Genomic DNA, 19,456 nt, shown 5'->3' with positions numbered 1-19,456 from the left:
ACCCTGTACGGATTCATCCGAATGGCGGCGCGCTTTGCGAGGCGTTACGCAACAATCATCGCTGAAAAAGGCGCATGAAAAATTGTGCGCTACAGTGGCGGCACGGCAAAAAGGAGGTAAGCCACGGATTTCAGCAGGACGCTGAAACGGGAAAGCCCCTCCCGAGGAAGGGGCCAAAATAAGGAAAGGGTTATGATGAAGGTAGTCATCATACTGGTGATACTCTTAGTCATTAGCTTACCGGCTTACTAAGACACCAGGGGGAGGGGAAACCCTCCCTTACCCTCACTCCTGAAACTAAGCCACATGAACCTTAATGTCAATCCATCCGCGTTCAGCTTGCGAGGCGTTTAGCGGAATACCACTTCAGCCCAGCGGGCCAGACCGGCGGTGACGGAGCCGAAGTCATCGCCACCGGCAATGGGAATACCCGGCAGTTTGGCGGCCAGCGCTTTTTTGATCAGCGGCGAGCGTGCGCTGCCACCGGTCAGATAGATGACGTCTGGCTTTTCCTGGGCGTTATCCAGCGCCAGTTGCACCTGTTCCAGTATCCGGGAAAGCGGCTGATCCAGCGCGCTCTCCAGCCCCTGTTGGCTGATGACGGCGGCCAGATCGTCACGGATAAACGGGAGCGCTGCATTAACTTCGGGTTGTGCAGACAGCGTAATTTTGCTCTCTTCGGCGCTGCGGACCAGCCGATAACCGAGACGCTGACGCCAGACTTTCAGCAGCAGCGCCACCTGCTCCGGTTCGCGGGCATCGCGTACCAGGTCGTTCAGCAGACGCCCCGTGGCGCTGCTGTAGAAATCGCTTTGTGCCGGAACGTCGTTGATCGCCACCGCGTTCCACCACGGCAGCACCGGTAGGGCGATCCCTTTCTCGGTTTCGCCCCCCATCCCCAGCAGCGGCATCAGGTGTTTAAACGCCAGCGCGATATCCAGATCGTTCCCGCCAACGCGACAGCCGCTGTGACCCAGCAGGCTGGATTCGCGGTCAGCGCGGTGATGCCATTGTGGCCCCATCAGCAGTAACGAACAGTCGGTGGTCCCCCCGCCGATATCCACCACCAGGACGCGTTTCTCTTCCTGTAATGTCGCTTCGTAATCCAGTCCCGCCGCCACCGGCTCATACTGGAAAACGACATCCTGAAAGCCAGCTCGTTTTGCCGCTCGTTCCAGAATACCCTGCGCCTGGCTGTTCGCCTCATCGCCGCCTAATCCCTGGAAGTTAATGGGACGTCCGATCACGGCCTGGGTGATGGCTTCGGGGAGTTGGTTTTGTGCCTGTTGACGAATGTGCAGCATCATTGCGCAGACTAAATCTTCGAACAGCGCGACCTGTTGCGGTTTTAGTCCGCTGGCGCCGAGGAAGGATTTCGGCGACTTAACGAAGTACACCTCTTCCGGGTCATCAATATAGTGTCCAAGCGATGACAGGCCAAACTGTACGCTGCTGGCGTGAACGTCAATGTCCTCGTCGCGATTGAAGCGAATGGCCCGACGCAACAGCGCCTGCGTTTCATCGTCTGGTGTCGGAACATCATGATGGCGGTAGAGCCATTCGCTCACCGATTCACGCGTCGGCGCGCAAAGCATGGAAGGCAGCAGCGTACTGCCATTTTCCATTTTCAGCAGTTGCGGCTTGCCGTCGCGCATGACGGCGACAGAACAGTTAGCGGTACCGTAATCAAATCCAATAAACACCTTGAAAATCCCCATGCCAGTGAAGAAGGGGCGTGACTTTAGCGAAATGTCGTCGTCGCGACAACTGGAATATGAAAGCAAAGCACAACGCCTGAATAGCGATTATGCTGAAGGTTTGCAGAAAAAGGAGAGGATGATGTTTACCCTGAACTGGCAACCGCCTTATGACTGGTCATGGATTCTGGGTTTCCTTGCCGCCCGTGCGGTCGACGGGGTGGAAACCGTTGAGGCGTTACGCTACACGCGAAGCCTGGCGATAGGACAACATAAGGGAATCATCGCCGCCGTTCCCGACACCGCGACGAACACGCTTCAGGTGACGCTGAGTGAAGGGCTATTGCCGGTCGCGGATATCTGCCTTGAAAAAATGGAGCGACTGTTTGATTTGCGCTGTAAACCACAGCAGATCAGCCATGCGTTAGGTGAACTGGGCGCGGCGCGTCCGGGACTGCGCCTGCCCGGTTCGGTGGACGCCTTTGAGCAGGGCGTCCGGGCGATTCTGGGCCAACTGGTGAGCGTGGCGATGGCGGCAAAGCTGACGTCGAAGGTTGCACGATGGTATGGCGACGTGTTAGTGGACAGCCCGGAGTACGTCTGTTTCCCTACGCCTGAACAGCTAGCCGCAGCCGATCCGCTGGAACTGAAAGCGTTGGGCATGCCGCTGATGCGCGCCAACGCGCTTATCTATCTGGCGCAGGCCGCCCGGGATGGAATACTGGTAACCCAGCCGCCGGAAGATATTGAACAGGGAATCAAAATGCTACAGGGATTTCCGGGGATTGGTCGCTGGACGGCAAACTATTTTGCCCTGCGCGGCTGGCAGGCGAAGGACGTGTTTTTGCCTGACGACTATCTGATCAAACAACGTTTCCCGGGGATGACTCCCGCGCAGATCCGTCGCTATGCGGAGCGCTGGAAACCCTGGCGCTCCTACGCGTTATTGCACATCTGGTATACCGAGGGATGGCAGCCGTCAGTTGATCGCGAAATAACTGGTGTTGAGTAGCAGATCCAGCGGTTGCGCTTCGGCGATGATATCGCCATAAATCTGGTCGATACCAATACCTGACAGCGTATCCATGACGATCGGCGTTTGCACCGGCCCGGCAATGGTTTTCATCCCCAGGCGCTGGGCGTGGCCCTGGATAATCGACACCAGCATTTCATCCATCATGTTGCCGTGAATGCTGGCGCTCAACTCACTGTCGAGCAGCAGGTAATCCGCCAAACTTTTGGTCATCAGATTGAAGATCTGCAGATCGCGGCCAATCTGGCTCACAATGATGTGACACCCTGCCTGGCGCAATGTCTGAATTGCTTTGGTGCTCTCCTGTGGGTTCAGTAACAGCGCTTCCGCAGGCACAATCAGATGTAGCAGGCGTCCCGGCAGAGTGCTCTGCTCCAGTTGAGCCAGAAGTTCGTCAATCAGCGTTGTGCTGATTAATCCCGCCACCGAAAGCGGCAGGGCGACGCTGAGTCCTTTGCTGGCAACCGCTGGCGCTGCATGATGGAAAAATTCATGGAGCACGCGGCGATCCAGCGCATGGCTGAGCGCCGGATCGGCTAAGCTTGCCCGAAAGGCCTGCTCTTCCATGACTTCTCCTTCACTGGTCCACAGTCGCAGCGAGATCAGCCAGAAATTACGTGCTTCGGGAATGCGTGGTGACGCAACGCCGCGGGCGACCATCAGCAAGTGGTTATCTTTAATCATCCGCCATTGCTCATCCAGCGACATCATCGCGCGCTCGTGATGCGCCTGCTCTTGTTGTGGTTCATACACGGTCACCTGGCCGCGCCCGCCATTTTTAGAGGCATAGCAGGCGATATCTGCCTGCGACATCACCTCAACCGCCTGGCAATTGTTCTCGTCGATGAGCGTGATCCCGGCGCTGGCACCAATGCGATGCAGGCGGCCTTCCCACATAAAGTGGTAATCATTGACGGCGTTAACGATCCGCGTGGCGATAAAGCGCGCGCTTTCAATATTACACTCCGGCAACAGCAGGCCGAACTCATCACCGCCCAGACGCGCCAGCACGTCGCTGGAACGCAACATGCTGAGCATCAGTTGCGCCAGTTCGCGCAGCAGCGCATCGCCCGCCGCGTGACCGGCGCTGTCATTTACCGCTTTAAAACGATCAAGATCGATAAAGACCAGCGCGTGGCGCTGATGCGCACTGCGGACGGTTTGCAGCAGCAGTTTCAGCTTGTTTTCAAAACTAGCCCGATTGGTCAGGTGGGTGAGGGCGTCGTGGGTGGCGCTGTAGCTTAGCTGGCGCAACATCTTACGTGACTCGGTGACATCCTGAATCACCAGCACTGAACCGATATTTCCACCGTCCAGGGTGCTAAGCGGGGTTATGCTGTAGTGAATGTCGTAACTGCCGCCGTTGCGACAATGGAGAACCACATCCTGTTCGATGGCGGAGCGGGACATATCAGCACTGTAGATGTTCTCCATCAGCGGGCCGTTATCGCCAAAGGTGATGCGCAGTACCGTCAACAGCGGTACGCCAATGGCATTCTCCTGCTGCCAGCCGCTCATCTTCTCGGCGACCGGGTTCATAAAAGTAACTTTCAGATCAACGTCAATACACACCACCGCTTCCCCGATGGAGTCGAGGGTAATGTGCAAACGCTCTTTTTCCTGAAACAGCGCTTCATTCAACTGCTTCACTTCGGTCATGTCCATATTGATACCGAGCAGTCGTTCGACTTCGCCATCTTTATTTAACACCCGATTCGCCAGCGAGCGGATATGGCGGACGCCGTCTTTCACCGCAATGCGGAATTCCATCTTAAAAGGCTGGCGCGCGGCTAAGGAGTCACGAACCACCTTTTCTGCATACTCGCGGTCTTCCGGGATAACGCAGTCGTACCAGAGCGACCAGGTAGGCTTAACATGAGCGGGAACCTCATACAGTTCGAACATACGCTTATCCCAACTGATGACGTCGGGTTGCAGTTCCCATTCCCAAATCCCAATGCCGCCAGCTTCGTTTGCCAGCGTGATGCGTTCCATCAGCCGTTTGTTAACCCATTCTGTATGTTTGAGATCGTTGATGTCTTCAATTTGGGCAATAAAGTAAAGCGGCGTGCCGTCAGAATGGCGGACCAGCGAGACGGTCAGCAGCGCCCAGACGATCTCGCCCGTACGGGTGTAATAGCGTTTCTCCATCGAATAGCTATTAATGTCGCCGCTCACCAGCATGGTGAGTTGCTCCAGATCTTTATGCAGGTCTTCCGGCCAGGTGAGCTGTTGAAAGGTCAGCGCGCGTAACTCATCCTGGTTATAGCCGAGAAACTGGCATAACGCTTTGTTGGCCTGCAGCCATTGCCCTTCTGTACCGACCAGCGCCATACCGATCGCTGAATACTCCATCGCGTTGCGAAAACGTTCTTCGCTTTCCGTAATGTGCTTACGTTCGGCGCGAAAGGCGTACATCACCATGGTCATGATGTTCGCGGGTAAGAGAATCATTAAGAACGGCAGCCACGGCAGGTTGTTCATGACATGCACTTTGGGGGTGACCAACAGTGACGGGTCGGCCGCCATCATCAGCGATACCATCATGACGGTAGCGAGGAAGATGAGAAAGGCTTCCATCCGTGGCAACCGCACGGCGCTCCACATCAGCAGTACGATCACTAACGTAAAGGGCCATGGAACATACTTCATGGCGAACCAGCTCAGAACCAGGGTGACGACTAGCGTCAGCAATGTTTCCAGGAGCAGACGCGGGTTGCGGTGGCGCAACAGGTAGTGTGGTTTGAACAATAATCCCAACGGTACCAGCGCCAGCGCGCCGATGGATTCCGACAGCACCCAAATCAGAAACGCTTTCAACGGCGTTTCATTCGGCGACATAATCCACACCAGAATACCGCCCAACAGCGGCGGGATAACCGCACTGCCGAAGGCAAGACGTAGCCAGTCATTGAGATTCTGTAACGGGTTGTACCAGGGTAACAGCTTACGTAGCAGCATGGCGCCGACGACGGCTTCAATGATGTTGATCGCGGTGTAGGTAAAATTCAGCGCGCTGGGCGGGAACAAGACCAGCGATGCGCCGATGCTCCCTAACGAACAGGCGAGCGCAATTCCGGGCCACATCCGTCCGGCGTGACGGTAAAAGGCCACCATCATGATCGACGTCGGGAACCAGAGCGGGGCGAGTTGGGTGCCAAACTGGGATAATTCCAGTGAGAAAAGGGTAAAAATAAAAGCCGTCAGCCCTAAACTGACGAAGCGCAGCAGAGGATGCGGCAAGGTAACTAAAACATGTTGGGATGGTTTACTCATTACCCTGTATCCGAGTGGCCGGAACGTCGCGGAACGCCCGGACGCATCGTGATATTCTCTGTTTATGCTAGTACAAACAATTTACAATTTATATCCCGGTTGCTCATTATTTGACATTATATGGCGATTAATTACTGCGAAACCGGGTTAATTCCGCGGGGTGCTCTAAATCTGAACAAATAAATTTGCGACAGGGAAACGTTGGGCGCGAAATACACTCCCTGCTATCTCGACTGGTATCGCACGCCCGAAATCCCTATAATTGCCGCGTTTGACGCCCATGCGGCGTCGTCCTTCCTAACCAGGTTATTCAGGTCGCTAAATTTATGACTGATCAGTCCCATCAGTGCGTCATTATCGGTATTGCTGGCGCATCAGCTTCCGGCAAGAGTCTTATTGCCAGTACCCTTTATCGCGAGTTGCGTGAACAAGTCGGTGACGAACATATCGGCGTTATTCCCGAAGACAGCTATTACAAAGATCAAAGCCATCTGTCGATGGAAGAACGCGTTAAAACCAACTACGACCATCCGAATGCGATGGATCACAGCCTCCTGTTTCAGCACCTGCAGGCCCTCAAACGGGGTTCGGCGATCGAACTACCGGTATACAGCTACGTCGAACACACCCGCATGAAAGAGACGGTTCGTGTTGAGCCAAAGAAAGTCATCATTCTTGAAGGGATTTTGCTGCTGACCGACGCGCGTTTACGCGAAGAGATGAACTTCTCTATTTTTGTCGATACCCCGCTGGATATCTGCCTGATGCGCCGTATCAAGCGTGATGTTAACGAACGTGGTCGTTCAATGGATTCCGTCATGGCGCAGTATCAGAAGACCGTGCGTCCGATGTTCCTGCAATTTATTGAACCGTCTAAACAATACGCCGATATTATCGTGCCGCGCGGTGGGAAAAATCGCATCGCCATTGATATTCTGAAAGCGAAAATCAGTCAGTTCTTTGAATAAGCCCGGCGAATTGTGTACCGTTCAGTGATAACCTGGTTTGCCCTTAATGCACAATGCGTTAAGCGCCCGATGCACGAAAGGAGAAAGTGCCATGCGTCTGTGTGACCGAGATATTGAAGCCTGGCTTGATGAAGGCCGTTTGTCGATCAACCCGCGTCCGCCCGTTGAGCGCATTAATGGCGCAACCGTGGATGTGCGCCTGGGCAATAAATTTCGTACATTTAGTGGACATACCGCTGCCTTTATCGATTTAAGTGGACCGAAGGCAGAAGTGAGCGCTGCGCTGGATCGCGTTATGAGCGATGAGATCGTCCTGGCGGAAGGGGATGCATTTTACCTGCATCCTGGCGAACTGGCGCTGGCAGTGACCTATGAGTCGGTGACCCTGCCAGCGGACCTGGTGGGGTGGCTGGACGGTCGCTCTTCACTGGCGCGCCTGGGTCTGATGGTTCATGTGACAGCGCACCGTATCGATCCGGGCTGGTCTGGCTGTATCGTGCTGGAATTCTATAATTCCGGTAAATTGCCGCTGGCTCTGCGCCCAGGGATGCTGATCGGCGCGTTGAGTTTCGAGCCGCTATCGGGGCCTGCGCTTAGACCTTACAACCGTCGTGAAGATGCGAAGTATCGCGATCAGCAGGGCGCTGTCGCCAGCCGGATTGATAAAGACTGAGTCTACTCCATTGAGGATAGCATGAGACGATTTCTGACGACGCTGATGATTTTGCTGGTCGTGTTGGTGGCCGGCTTCTCCGCGTTAGTATTGTTAGTCAATCCGAATGATTTCCGCGCTTATATGGTGCAACAGGTGGCTGCGCGAAGCGGTTATCAACTGCAACTGGACGGCCCACTGCGCTGGCACGTCTGGCCGCAACTCAGCATCCTCTCCGGGCGTATGGTGTTAACGGCAGAAGGGGCCGCTGAACCCCTGGTTCGTGCGGATAATATGCGTCTGGATGTCGCACTGTGGCCGCTGCTGAGCCATCAGCTCAGTGTCAAACAGGTGATGCTCAAAGGCGCAGTGATTCAGCTAACGCCGCAAACGGAAGCGGTACGCCGTGAAAACGCCCCGGTGGCCCCGAAAGACAACACCTTGCCAGATGTTGCTGAAGATCGCGGTTGGTCGTTTGATGTCGCCAGCCTGCGTGTAGCGGACAGCGTACTGGTCTTTCAGCATGAAGATGATGAACAGGTAACCGTTCGCGATATTCGTTTGCAAATGGAGCAGGATGCACAGCATCGCGGCACCTTCGAATTTTCAGGCCGGGTGAATCGCGACCAGCGCGACCTTACCCTTGCTTTCAACGGTACCGTTGACGCTTCCGACTATCCGCATAACTTCACCGCGGGTATTCAACAGTTAAGCTGGCAGTTACAGGGCGCCGATCTGCCGAAACAGGGCATCCAGGGGCAGGGACAACTGCAGGCGCAGTGGCAGGAAGAGAAGAAAACGCTCACCTTCAGCCAACTCAATGTGACGGCGAACGACAGCGCCCTGACCGGAAACGTGCAGGTGACGCTGAAGGAACAACCGGCATGGCTCGTCAACCTGCAATTTGCCCGCCTGAATCTGGATAACCTGTTAGCGCCGCCCGAAAATGCCAGCAGCGCCAACGGCGCGGTGGCGCAGGGGGGAAGTCAGCCGCCGCTGGCGCGTCCGGTGATTTCAAGTCGTGTGGATGAACCCGCCTATCAGGGGCTGAAAGGCTTTAGTGCCGATATCGCGCTGAAAGCGGATAACGTGACATGGCGTGGGATGAATTTTACCGACGTCAGTAGCCGTATGACGAATCAGTCCGATGTGCTGACGATCGCCGAACTGCAAGGCAAACTCGATGGCGGGATGATATCGTTGCCGGGGACGCTGGATACGCGTGCGCAAACGCCACAAGTGGTATTCCAGCCGCGTCTGGACAACGTCGAAATCGGTACGATCCTCAAGGCATTCAACTATCCGATTGCCCTGACCGGCAAAATGTCGCTGGCGGGAGATTTTTCCGGTGTGGATATCGATGCCCAGTCATTCCGTCACAGCTGGCAGGGGAAAGCCCATGTTGACATGCGCGACACGCGGATGGAGGGCATGAACTTCCAGCAGTTGATTCAGCAGGCCGTGGAACGCAGCGGCGGCGATGTACAGTCGATGCAAAGCGTTGATAACGCGACGCGTCTGGCCCGCTTTGTCACGGACCTGACGCAGGATCACGGTAAACTGACGCTGGATAACATCGCAGGCGAGTCCGCAATGTTGTCCCTGACGGGGCAGGGGACGCTCGACCTGGTCGGGCAAACCTGTGATACGCAGTTTAACGTGCGGGTGCTGGATGGCTGGAAGGGCGAAAGCAAGCTGATCGATTTCCTGAAGGCGACTCCGGTTCCGCTGCGAGTTTACGGTAACTGGCAGGCGCTGAATTACAATCTGCAGGTGGATCAGTTACTGCGTAAGCATATGCAGGATGAAGCGAAGCGTCGTCTGAACGACTGGGCGGAGCGAAATAAAGATTCCCGCAACGGCAAAGATGTGAAGAAACTGCTGGATAAACTCTGATTCGGTAGGGCGTGTGTACCGGATGGCGACGCTTCGCGTCTTAATCCGGCCTGGAAACGGATAATGGCCATATGCCGGGCGGCACATTCGTCACCCGGCATTGTTTTATATTAAACCTCGTAATCCATCTCATCCTCATTGCGTAAAGGCATAATTTGAACCTTCTGTACGCGATGGCTTTCCACCTGCAACGTTTTGAGCAGGAAATCGCCCACCTGGACTTCTTCTCCCGGCTTCGGCACGCGCTGCAATTCTTCCATCAGCAGACCCGCAATGGTGTGATATTCCCGTTTTTCATCAAGCGGCAGCGGGACATATTGCACCAGATCTTCCAGCGGCATGTGGCCGTTGACGGTCCATGAGCCGTCCGGGTTTTTCTGGATGTCATGGCGGGCATCTATCTCTTCCGCCTCGTTCGGCAGATTACCGGCAATGGTTTCCGTGACGTCACTGAGCGTCACGATCCCTTCCACTGAGCCGAATTCATCGACGACAAAAGCAAAGTGTGTCCGCGCATTGCGGAACTGCTCCAGCGCCGGAAGCAGAGGTAGCGTTTCCGGGAACACCAGCGGCTGACGAATCAATACCCGCAGGTTCAGAGGTTCACCGCGCAGCGACTGTTGTAGCAGGTCAATCACGTGCACCACGCCCAGCAGATCTTCCTCATCGTGACCACCGGTCACCACCAGGCGCGTATGCTGGTTTTTTTCCAGCAGCGAGCGAATCTCTTCTTCCGGCGCGGTGAGGTCGATATGCTCGATGTCATGGCGCGAGGTCATAATACTGCTGACCGTGCGCTGATTGAGGTTGAGTACGCGCTCAATCATTCGACGCTCTTGCGGGTTGAAAATCTGGCTGTCGTCATGGTCAACCAGCAGCGAGGCGGTTTCCGCATCCAGTTCGGCTTCTTCTTTCTGGCCGCTCAACAGACGCATTACCGCCTCGGTCGTCCGTTGGCGCAGGGTGTGATTGGCCGACAGGAAACGACGACGGTTAAAGATAGCCAACTGGTTCAACGCTTCGATCATCACCGAGAAGCCAATGGCGGCGTACAGATACCCTTTCGGAATCCGGAAGCCGAAGCCTTCCGCCACCAGACTGAAGCCGATCATCAGCAGGAAGCTGAGACAGAGGATGACAATGGTCGGGTGGCTGTTCACAAAGCGGGTGAGCGACTTACTCGCCAGTAGCATCAGGCTGATGGCAATAATCACCGCCGCCATCATCACCGCCAGGTGATCCACCATACCGACGGCGGTGATCACGGAGTCGAGCGAGAAGATGGCATCCAGCACCACAATTTGCGCCACCACACCCCAGAATTTCGCCCCTTTACGCTGAGTGGGGTTGTTGCTGTCTTTCCCTTCGAGCCGTTCGTTCAGCTCCATTGTGGCTTTAAACAGCAGGAAGAAGCCCCCAAACAACATGATCAAATCGCGGGCGCTAAAGCTCAGACCGTGCACGCTAAACAGCGGTTTGGTCAGCGTGACCAGCCACGAGATTGATGCTAGCAGCAGCAGACGCATCAGCATTGCCAGGATAAGCCCGGTCACGCGCGCACGGTCGCGCTGCGCAGGCGGCAGTTTCTCTGCGAGGATGGCAATAAAGACTAAGTTATCAATGCCGAGGACTAATTCGATCACGACCAGCGTGACCAGTCCGGCCCAGATTGACGGATCGGCGATCCATTCCATAGTAAATGTAATACCTTTCGTTATATGACAATTGTCACAATTCGATCATGGATAAAGCGGACGGAAAATGCAATGGCGAGAGGGGATTTCTCATGTATTCACCTTGCTGATTGCGCTGAAAATAACCATAAAGTTTCTGTCGGGAATAATTAAATATGGCAAAAAGCTATTTAGGAAATATCGCAGGGTGAATAGAGGAAATAGATTCTGTCAACATCAAGTAATTCCTAAAATCTGGCCAATATATCGCTTAATATTAATCTTAAAAACAGAGAATAGCAGGCGTGTTACCTTGCCTGCAATTACGTTAGCTGTAACAATTCTTCCAGCGTTAATGATGGACGAGTAAATATATTACGTGGGGTTCCGGTTCATTAATGGCTGACATTCAGAATGCCTTAACATTTTCTCTGTTACGACAAACAGTGAAATAACAAGGCTTATAAAAACATAACCTAATCAGTGTATTGGTAGCTAAAAAGCCAGGGGCGGTAGCGTGCCTGAACGCCTGATGACGAGTCTGCATTATTCTGTCAATAGCTTACGGATGAATTCAATTTTTTTAGGACTGATGCCAGTTAAATTTCTTTTCAATTAACTGCAATGTAAATGTGTACGGCGAAGTCGCTATTTAAATTGCACAGGATAATTACTCTGCCAAAGTGATAAATAATCAATGATGAAATCCAAAATGAAATTGATGCCATTATTGGTGTCGGTAACCTTGATAAGCGGTTGCACAGTACTTCCGGGCAGCAATATGTCTACGATGGGCAAAGACGTGATTAAACAGCAAGACGCTGACTTTGATCTCGACCGGATGGTGAACGTGTATCCACTCACGCCACGACTGGTAGAACAATTACGCCCGCGCCCGAATGTCGCCCAGCCGAATATGTCGCTGGACCAGGAGCTCGCCAGCTATGAGTACCGTGTCGGGGCAGGGGATGTGCTGAGCGTGACCGTCTGGGATCACCCGGAACTCACTACGCCTGCGGGCCAATACCGTAGCTCCAGCGATACCGGTAACTGGGTTCAGCCCGATGGCACCATGTTTTACCCGTACATCGGCAAGGTCAGCGTGGTCGGAAAAACCCTGGCAGAAATCCGTAGTGATATTACCGGGCGCTTAGCGAAGTACATTGCTGACCCGCAGGTGGACGTTAATATCGCCGCTTTCCGTTCGCAAAAAGCCTACATCTCCGGGCAGGTGAATAAATCCGGGCAGCAGGCGATCACCAACGTGCCGTTGACCGTGCTGGACGCCATTAACGCCGCCGGCGGCCTGACGGAAGTGGCTGACTGGCGCAACGTGGTGCTGACGCACAAAGGTAAAGAACAACGCATTTCACTGCAGGCGCTGATGCAAAACGGCGATCTCAGCCAGAACCGTCTGCTTTATCCCGGCGATATTCTCTATGTGCCGCGCAATGACGACCTGAAAGTGTTCGTGATGGGTGAAGTGAAAAAACAGAGCACCCTCAAAATGGACTTCAGCGGCATGACGCTGACCGAAGCGCTGGGTAACGCCGAAGGCATCGATCTGACCACCTCCAACGCCAGCGGCATCTTCGTGATCCGTCCGCTGAAAGGCAAAGGCCCTGGCGGCAAGATTGCCAACATCTATCAGCTCGATATGTCTGATGCGACCTCTCTGGTCATGGCGACGGAATTCCGTCTGCAGCCGTATGACGTGGTGTATGTCACCACCGCACCGGTCGCGCGCTGGAACCGTCTGATCAATCAGTTGCTGCCGACCATCAGCGGTGTCCGTTACATGACGGATACGGCCAGCGACCTTCATAACTGGTAATCGTCATGTTTAACAAAATATTAGTGGTTTGCGTGGGGAACATTTGCCGTTCCCCGACGGCAGAGCGTTTGCTTAAACAATATCACCCGCAGATAACGGTGGAATCCGCCGGTCTGGGCGCGCTGGTGGGAAAAGGCGCTGACGCTTCAGCGGTGAGCGTGGCGGCAAGTCATGATCTTTCTCTGGAAGGACACTGCGCGCGTCAGGTCACCGGGCGGCTGTGCCGGGACTATGACCTGATCCTGGCGATGGAAAAAAGACATATCGCCTCTCTGCACGAACTGGCGCCCGAGATGCGTGGCAAGGTCATGCTTTTCGGGCACTGGGACGATGAACGCGAAATTCCCGACCCGTATCGTAAAAGCCGTGAGGCGTTTGAAGCGGTGTACGCCTTACTTGAACGGTCTGCTCGCCAGTGGGCGCAGGCATTGAACGCAGAGCAGGTAAAATAATGACAGAAAAAGTAAAACAGTCTGCCGCACCGGTAACGGGCAATGATGAGATCGATATCGGTCGTCTGGTGGGAACCGTTATTGAAGCGCGCTGGTGGGTGCTGGGCATTACGGCGGTCTTTGCGCTATGCGCGGTGATTTACACACTCTTCGCCACGCCGATCTACAGTGCGGATGCGCTGGTACAGATTGAACAAAACACCGGCAACTCGCTGGTGCAGGATATCGGCTCTGCGTTATCCAACAAGCCGCCGGCTTCGGAAGCGGAAATTCAGCTCATCCAGTCGCGTCTGGTATTAGGCAAAACGGTGGACGATCTGGATCTGGATATTTCGGTCACCAAAAACACCTTCCCGCTGTTCGGCGCGGGCTGGGAACGGCTGATGGGGCGACAGAATGAATCGGCAAAAGTCACCACCTTTACCCTGCCGAAAGGGATGAACGAGCAGACCTTCACCCTGACAGTGCTAAGTGACAAAGACTACCAACTGACCAGCGACGGCGGCTTCAGCGCGCGCGGACAGGTCGGGCAGACGCTGAGCAAAGACGGCGTCACGATAGTAGTCAGTGAAATTCATGCTCGACCGGACACGGAATTTACTGTCACCAAATTCTCCACGTTAGGGATGATCAATAACCTGCAAAACAACCTGACGGTAGTCGAAAACGGCAAAGATACCGGCGTGCTCAGCCTGAGCTTTACTGGCGAAGACCGCGATCAGATCCGCGACATTCTCAACAGCATTACCCGAAATTATCTGGAACAGAACGTTGAGCGCAAATCTGCCGAGGCGGCGAAAAGCCTGGCCTTCCTGGCGAAACAGCTGCCGGAAGTGCGCCAGCATCTGGACGTGGCAGAGAATAAACTCAATGCGTTTCGTCAGGATAAAGACTCCGTCGATTTGCCGCTGGAAGCGAAAGCCGTGCTGGACTCAATGGTTAACATTGATGCGCAGCTTAACGAACTGACCTTTAAAGAAGCGGAAATCTCGAAACTCTTCACCAAAGCGCACCCGGCGTACCGCACGCTGCTGGAAAAACGTCAGGCGCTGGAAGATGAAAAAGCCAAACTGAACGGGCGCGTGACGGCGATGCCGAAAACGCAGCAGGAGATTGTGCGCCTGACGCGTGACGTTGAGTCGGGTCAGCAGGTCTATATGCAATTGCTGAACAAACAGCAGGAGCTGAAGATCACCGAGGCCAGCACCGTGGGTGACGTGCGGATCGTTGACCCGGCCATTGCCCAGCCTGGCGTGCTGAAGCCGAAGAAAGCGCTGATCATTCTCGGCAGCATCATTCTGGGCCTGATGCTCTCTATCGTTGGTGTGCTGCTGCGTTCACTGCTCAACCGCGGTATCGAAAGCCCGCAGGTGCTGGAAGAGAATGGCATCAGCGTATACGCCAGCATTCCGCTGTCGGAATGGCAGAAAGCGCGGGATAGCGTCAAGACCATTAAGGGTGTTAAGCGTTACAAGCAGAGCCAACTGCTGGCAGTGGGTAACCCGACCGATCTGGCGATTGAAGCCGTGCGCAGCCTGCGCACCAGCCTCCACTTCGCCATGATGCAGGCACAAAACAATGTCCTGATGCTCACCGGGGTTAGCCCGTCTATCGGGAAGACCTTTGTCTGCGCCAACCTTGCGGCGGTGATCAGCCAGACCAACAAGCGTGTACTGCTGATCGACTGCGATATGCGTAAAGGCTATACCCACGAACTGCTCGGCACCAATAACGTCAACGGTCTGTCCGAGATTCTGGTCGGCAAAGGGGATATCGCCTCCTGCGCGAAACCGACGTCCATTCCTAATTTTGACCTTGTACCGCGCGGTCAGGTACCGCCAAACCCGTCTGAGCTGCTGATGAGCGAACGCTTTGCTGAACTGCTGCGTTGGGCGAGTAGCCACTATGACCTGGTGCTGATCGATACGCCGCCAATCCTGGCCGTCACCGACGCCGCGATTGTCGGACGTCACGCAGGCACGACGTTGATGGTCGCTCGCTATGCCGTCAATACCCTGAAAGAGGTGGAAACCAGCCTGAGCCGTTTTGAGCAAAACGGCATTCAGGTGAAAGGGGTGATCCTCAACTCCATCTTCCGGCGCGCCACCGGGTATCAGGATTACGGGTACTACGAGTACGAATACAAGTCCGACACAAAATAAAAAATCGTGAGTGGCCTACACGTTGGGCCCTCCGGCATCACTTCCTGGGAAAAGAGCATGAATACAGAAAATCCGCTGATCTCCATTTATATGCCAACCTGGAACCGGCAGCAGCTCGCCATTCGGGCAATTAAATCGGTGCTGCGTCAGGACTATCCCCACTGGGAGATGATCATTGTTGATGATTGCTCTTCCTCTTATGAACAGCTACAGCAGTTTGTTGAGGGATTAAACGACCCGCGCGTACGTTACACCCATAATGAGATCAACTCTGGCGCCTGCGCGGTGCGTAATCAGGCCATCGTCCAGGCGCAAGGGCATTACATCACCGGTATTGATGATGATGATGAGTGGACGCCAAACCGTTTGAGCGTGTTCCTTGCCCATAAACATCAACTGGTGACTCACGCTTTTTTGTACGCCAACGATTATGTCTGCGAAGGCGAAGTTTACTCGCAGCCGGCGAGCCTGCCGCTGTATCCGAAATCCCCTTACTCGCGCCACCTGTTCTATAAACGCAACATCATTGGCAATCAGGTCTTTACCTGGGCGTGGCGGTTTAAAGAGTGCCTGTTCGATACCGAACTGAAAGCCGCGCAGGATTACGACATCTTTCTGCGGATGGTGGTGGAGTATGGCGAACCGTGGAAGGTGGAGGAGGCGACGCAGATCCTGCACGTTAATCATGGCGAAATGCAGATCACCTCGTCGCCGAAGAAATTCTCTGGCTACTTCCATTTTTACCGCAAGCATAAAGATAAATTTGACCGCGCCAGTAAGAAATATCAGCTGTTTACGCTCTACCAGATCCGCAATAAGCGCATGACCTGGCGCACGTTGCTGACGCTGTTTTCACTGCGCAACGGCAAGCGTCTGGCTGACGGGCTGCGAGGACGTTAAGCATGCTGGAAGATATCCGTGCGAACAGCTGGAGCCTGCGCCCGTGCTGCATGGTGCTGGCCTACCGGGTTGCTCATTTCTGCTCCGTCTGGCGCAAAAAAAACGTGCTGAACAATCTGTGGGCCGCGCCGGTGCTGGTGCTGTATCGGCTGATAACCGAATGCCTGTTCGGCTATGAAATCCAGGCGGCGGCCACCATCGGACGACGCTTCACCATTCATCATGGTTACGCCGTGGTGATTAACAAAAACGTGGTGGCCGGTGACGATTTCACGGTTCGTCATGGCGTCACTATCGGCAATCGTGGTGCTGACAGCCTGGCCTGTCCGGTGATAGGCAACGGCGTCGAACTGGGTGCCAACGTGATCGTGCTGGGTGACATCCGCATCGGAAATAACGTGACGATTGGCGCAGGCAGCGTGGTGCTCGACAGCATCCCGGACAATGCGCTGGTGGTGGGCGAGAAGGCCCGGGTGAAGGTAATTAAATGAATATTGTGCAATTTAATGTGCGACTGGCGGAAGGTGGTGCGGCTGGAGTGGCATTAGATCTGCATCAGCGCGCACTGCAAAAAGGGCTGACTTCGCAATTTATTTACGGCTACGGCAAGGGCGGGAAAAAGAGCGTCAGCCATAGCCACTATCCTCATGTCATCAAACAGACGCCGCGTCTGACCTCGGTGGCGAATATCGCCCTGTTTCGCCTGTTCAATCGCGATCTGTTTGGCAATCTGAACAATCTCTATCGTACCGTGACCCGCACGTCAGGCCCGCTGGTGCTGCATTTTCACGTTCTGCACAGCTACTGGTTGAATCTGGCTGACGTGGTAGCGTTCTGCGAAAAGGTGAAAAACCACAAGCCGGACGTCACGCTGGTCTGGACACTGCACGATCACTGGAGTGTGACCGGGCGCTGCGCCTTTACCGACGGCTGCGAGGGGTGGAAAACCGGCTGCCAGAAATGCCCGACGCTGAGTAATTATCCGCCGGTGAACGTTGACCGCGCGCATAACCTGGTCGACGGAAAACGCCAACTGTTCCGCCAGATGCTGACGCTGGGTTGCCAGTTTATCTCTCCAAGCCAACACGTTGCCGATGCGTTTAACAGCCTGTACGGCGCGGGGCGCTGCCGCATTATCAATAATGGGATCGATGTGGCGACCGAAGCGATTCTGGCAGAATTGTCTCCGGTCAATGAGACCCCGGGGAAACCGAAAATTGCGATTGTGGCTCATGACCTGCGCTATGACGGAAAAACCAATCAGCGTCTGGTGCGCGACATGATAGCGCTGGGCGATAAGGTTGAACTGCATACCTTTGGCAAATTCTCGCCGTTTGACGGGGCAAACGTGGTGAATCACGGCTTCGAAACCGACAAACGCAAACTGATGAGCGCGCTCAACCAGATGGACGCGCTGGTGTTCAGCTCCCGCGTGGACAACTATCCACTGATTTTATGTGAAGCGTTATCAATCGGCGTGCCGGTGATCGCCACCCACAGCGACGCGGCGCAGGAAGTGCTGCGCAAGGCGGGCGGAAAAACGTTTGCCGCTGAAGAGGTGCTGTCACTGGTGCAGATGAACAAAACTGACATCGCGCAGACGGTTTTTGGTACCTCGCTCAGCGCCTTCCGCGAGCGCAGTCGTGCGGCGTACAGTGGTCAACAGATGCTGGAGGAATATGTCTCGTTCTATCAGAATCTGTAGCTATCTGCTGCTGCCGCTGATCTACCTGCTGGTCAACGTCAAAATTGCCCAACTGGGCGAAAGCTTCCCCATCACTATTGTCACTTTTTTACCCGTTTTATTGCTGCTGTACGTTGAACGAATCAGCATTAAGAAGCTGATGATTGCATTAGGGATTGGTGCAGGGCTGACGGCGTTTAACTATCTGTTCGGTCAGTCGCTGGACGCCAGCAAATACGTCACCTCGACGATGCTGTTTGTCTATATCGTGATCATTATCGGTATGGTCTGGAGCATTCGCTTCAAAACCATCTCGCCGCATAACTACCGTAAGATCCTGCGCTTTTTCTATCTGGTAGTGGCGTTGGTGGTGGTGCTGGCGGCGGCGGAAATGGCGCAAATTATCCTGACCGGCGGCAGTAGCCTGATGGAAAGCATTTCGAAGTACCTTATTTACAGCAATAGCTATGTGTTGAATTTTATTAAATTTGGCGGCAAGCGAACCACCGCACTCTATTTCGAACCGGCATTTTTTGCTCTGGCCTTAATCTCAATTTGGCTCAGCATCAAACAGTTTGGTATCAAAACGCCTAAAACCGATGCTATGATTCTGGCAGGGATAATATTATCAGGATCGTTTTCAGGGGTAATGACATTTATCCTGTTTTACCTGCTGGAATGGGCGTTCCAGTATCTGAATAAGGATGCGATAAAGAAAAAACTGCCGCTGGCGATAATCTCATTAGCCGTGTTTTTAGTAGGGGTGATATTTGCATTTCCTTATATCTCCACACGTCTTGGAGATTTAGGAACGGAAGGGTCGTCTTCTTATTATCGTATTGTCGGTCCGTTAGTGATGGTCGGTTATTCTTTAACCCATATCGATGGCGTCGTCAGATTTGGCTCACTTTATGAATATGTCGCATCATTCGGAATCTTTAACGGTGCAGATGTCGGGAAAACAATAGACAATGGTTTGTATCTGCTGATTATTTATTTTTCCTGGTTCGCGGTGTTAATGACGCTGTGGTACATGTGGAAAATCTTAAAAATGACGTTAAATGCATTTGGCGATAATCGGAATTTTCGGGTGCAACTTTATCTTTTTACACCGGTGTCACTGTTTTTTACCGGTTCAATATTTAGCCCGGAATATGCATTTTTAATCGTTTGTCCGTTTATTTTGCGCAAGGCGCTGAATATGACAAAAGTATGATGAGGTTAATTCT

Annotated in this window: 15 protein-coding genes; 12 read left to right on the top strand and 3 right to left on the bottom strand. The window is 54.0% G+C overall.

Features of this window, described 5'->3' with window-relative positions:
* The first annotated feature begins 192 nt into the window (after positions 1-192).
* The gene (locus HVX64_RS14810; protein ID WP_105887528.1) at positions 193-252 is read left to right on the top strand and encodes a type I toxin-antitoxin system Ibs family toxin; all 60 of its coding nucleotides are present in this window, start codon (positions 193-195) and stop codon (positions 250-252) included.
* A 98-nt stretch (positions 253-350) separates the two neighbouring features.
* Here the strand turns inward: HVX64_RS14810 and yegD are convergent, their stop codons facing one another.
* Positions 351-1,703: a molecular chaperone gene (yegD, locus tag HVX64_RS14805; protein ID WP_044258745.1), complete on the bottom strand. Its 1,353-nt coding sequence runs from the start codon at positions 1,701-1,703 to the stop codon at positions 351-353.
* 136 nt (positions 1,704-1,839) lie between these two features.
* Between yegD and alkA the strand changes: the two genes are divergently transcribed.
* Complete coding sequence (gene alkA, locus HVX64_RS14800; RefSeq protein ID WP_044258693.1) at positions 1,840-2,709, top strand: DNA-3-methyladenine glycosylase 2; 870 nt, start codon at positions 1,840-1,842, stop codon at positions 2,707-2,709.
* On the opposite strand, the gene HVX64_RS14795 is transcribed toward alkA, so the two are convergent.
* Entirely contained in the window at positions 2,677-6,006 is a 3,330-nt protein-coding gene (locus HVX64_RS14795; protein WP_044258695.1) for a diguanylate cyclase, read from the bottom strand. The genes alkA and HVX64_RS14795 overlap by 33 nt on opposite strands.
* A 326-nt stretch (positions 6,007-6,332) precedes the next feature.
* Between HVX64_RS14795 and udk the strand changes: the two genes are divergently transcribed.
* The 3 genes from udk to asmA all read left to right on the top strand — a co-directional run bounded on the left by udk (position 6,333) and on the right by asmA (position 9,522).
* A complete protein-coding gene (udk, locus tag HVX64_RS14790; RefSeq protein ID WP_042318055.1) occupies positions 6,333-6,974 on the top strand; it encodes a uridine kinase in 642 nt (213 codons plus the stop codon).
* 91 nt (positions 6,975-7,065) lie between these two features.
* The gene (dcd, locus tag HVX64_RS14785; protein ID WP_043000174.1) at positions 7,066-7,647 is read left to right on the top strand and encodes a dCTP deaminase; all 582 of its coding nucleotides are present in this window, start codon (positions 7,066-7,068) and stop codon (positions 7,645-7,647) included.
* Between the two features lie 21 nt (positions 7,648-7,668).
* Complete coding sequence (gene asmA, locus HVX64_RS14780; protein WP_181825041.1) at positions 7,669-9,522, top strand: outer membrane assembly protein AsmA; 1,854 nt, start codon at positions 7,669-7,671, stop codon at positions 9,520-9,522.
* Between the two features lie 110 nt (positions 9,523-9,632).
* Here the strand turns inward: asmA and HVX64_RS14775 are convergent, their stop codons facing one another.
* The gene (locus tag HVX64_RS14775) at positions 9,633-11,216 is read right to left on the bottom strand and encodes a TerC family protein (protein WP_043000176.1); all 1,584 of its coding nucleotides are present in this window, start codon (positions 11,214-11,216) and stop codon (positions 9,633-9,635) included.
* A gap of 676 nt (positions 11,217-11,892) precedes the next feature.
* Here HVX64_RS14775 and HVX64_RS14770 point away from each other — a divergent pair.
* The 7 genes from HVX64_RS14770 to wcaD are packed head-to-tail and all read left to right on the top strand — an operon-like array spanning position 11,893 to position 19,443.
* Entirely contained in the window at positions 11,893-13,029 is a 1,137-nt protein-coding gene (locus HVX64_RS14770) for a polysaccharide export protein (RefSeq protein WP_043000178.1), read from the top strand.
* 5 nt (positions 13,030-13,034) lie between these two features.
* A complete protein-coding gene (wzb, locus tag HVX64_RS14765; RefSeq protein ID WP_043000179.1) occupies positions 13,035-13,481 on the top strand; it encodes a low molecular weight protein-tyrosine-phosphatase Wzb in 447 nt (148 codons plus the stop codon).
* Positions 13,481-15,643: a tyrosine-protein kinase Wzc gene (gene wzc, locus HVX64_RS14760; RefSeq protein ID WP_043000180.1), complete on the top strand. Its 2,163-nt coding sequence runs from the start codon at positions 13,481-13,483 to the stop codon at positions 15,641-15,643. The genes wzb and wzc overlap by 1 nt, the downstream gene beginning before the upstream one ends.
* A gap of 57 nt (positions 15,644-15,700) precedes the next feature.
* Positions 15,701-16,543 carry a colanic acid biosynthesis glycosyltransferase WcaA gene (gene wcaA / locus HVX64_RS14755; protein WP_044258698.1) on the top strand — a complete coding sequence of 281 codons (843 nt, stop codon included), beginning with the start codon at positions 15,701-15,703 and terminating at the stop codon, positions 16,541-16,543.
* Between the two features lie 2 nt (positions 16,544-16,545).
* On the top strand, positions 16,546-17,034 hold the full coding sequence (gene wcaB / locus HVX64_RS14750; protein WP_043000182.1) for a colanic acid biosynthesis acetyltransferase WcaB: 489 nt from the start codon (positions 16,546-16,548) through the stop codon (positions 17,032-17,034).
* A complete protein-coding gene (gene wcaC / locus HVX64_RS14745; RefSeq protein ID WP_044258700.1) occupies positions 17,031-18,248 on the top strand; it encodes a colanic acid biosynthesis glycosyltransferase WcaC in 1,218 nt (405 codons plus the stop codon). The genes wcaB and wcaC overlap by 4 nt, the downstream gene beginning before the upstream one ends.
* Complete coding sequence (gene wcaD, locus HVX64_RS14740; protein WP_043000184.1) at positions 18,223-19,443, top strand: colanic acid polymerase WcaD; 1,221 nt, start codon at positions 18,223-18,225, stop codon at positions 19,441-19,443. The genes wcaC and wcaD overlap by 26 nt, the downstream gene beginning before the upstream one ends.
* Positions 19,444-19,456 lie beyond the last annotated feature (13 nt).

Source organism: Citrobacter sp. RHB20-C16 (assembly GCF_013890155.1).
Taxonomy (GTDB): domain Bacteria; phylum Pseudomonadota; class Gammaproteobacteria; order Enterobacterales; family Enterobacteriaceae; genus Citrobacter_A; species Citrobacter_A amalonaticus.
This window is presented reverse-complemented; position numbering and strand designations above follow the sequence as displayed.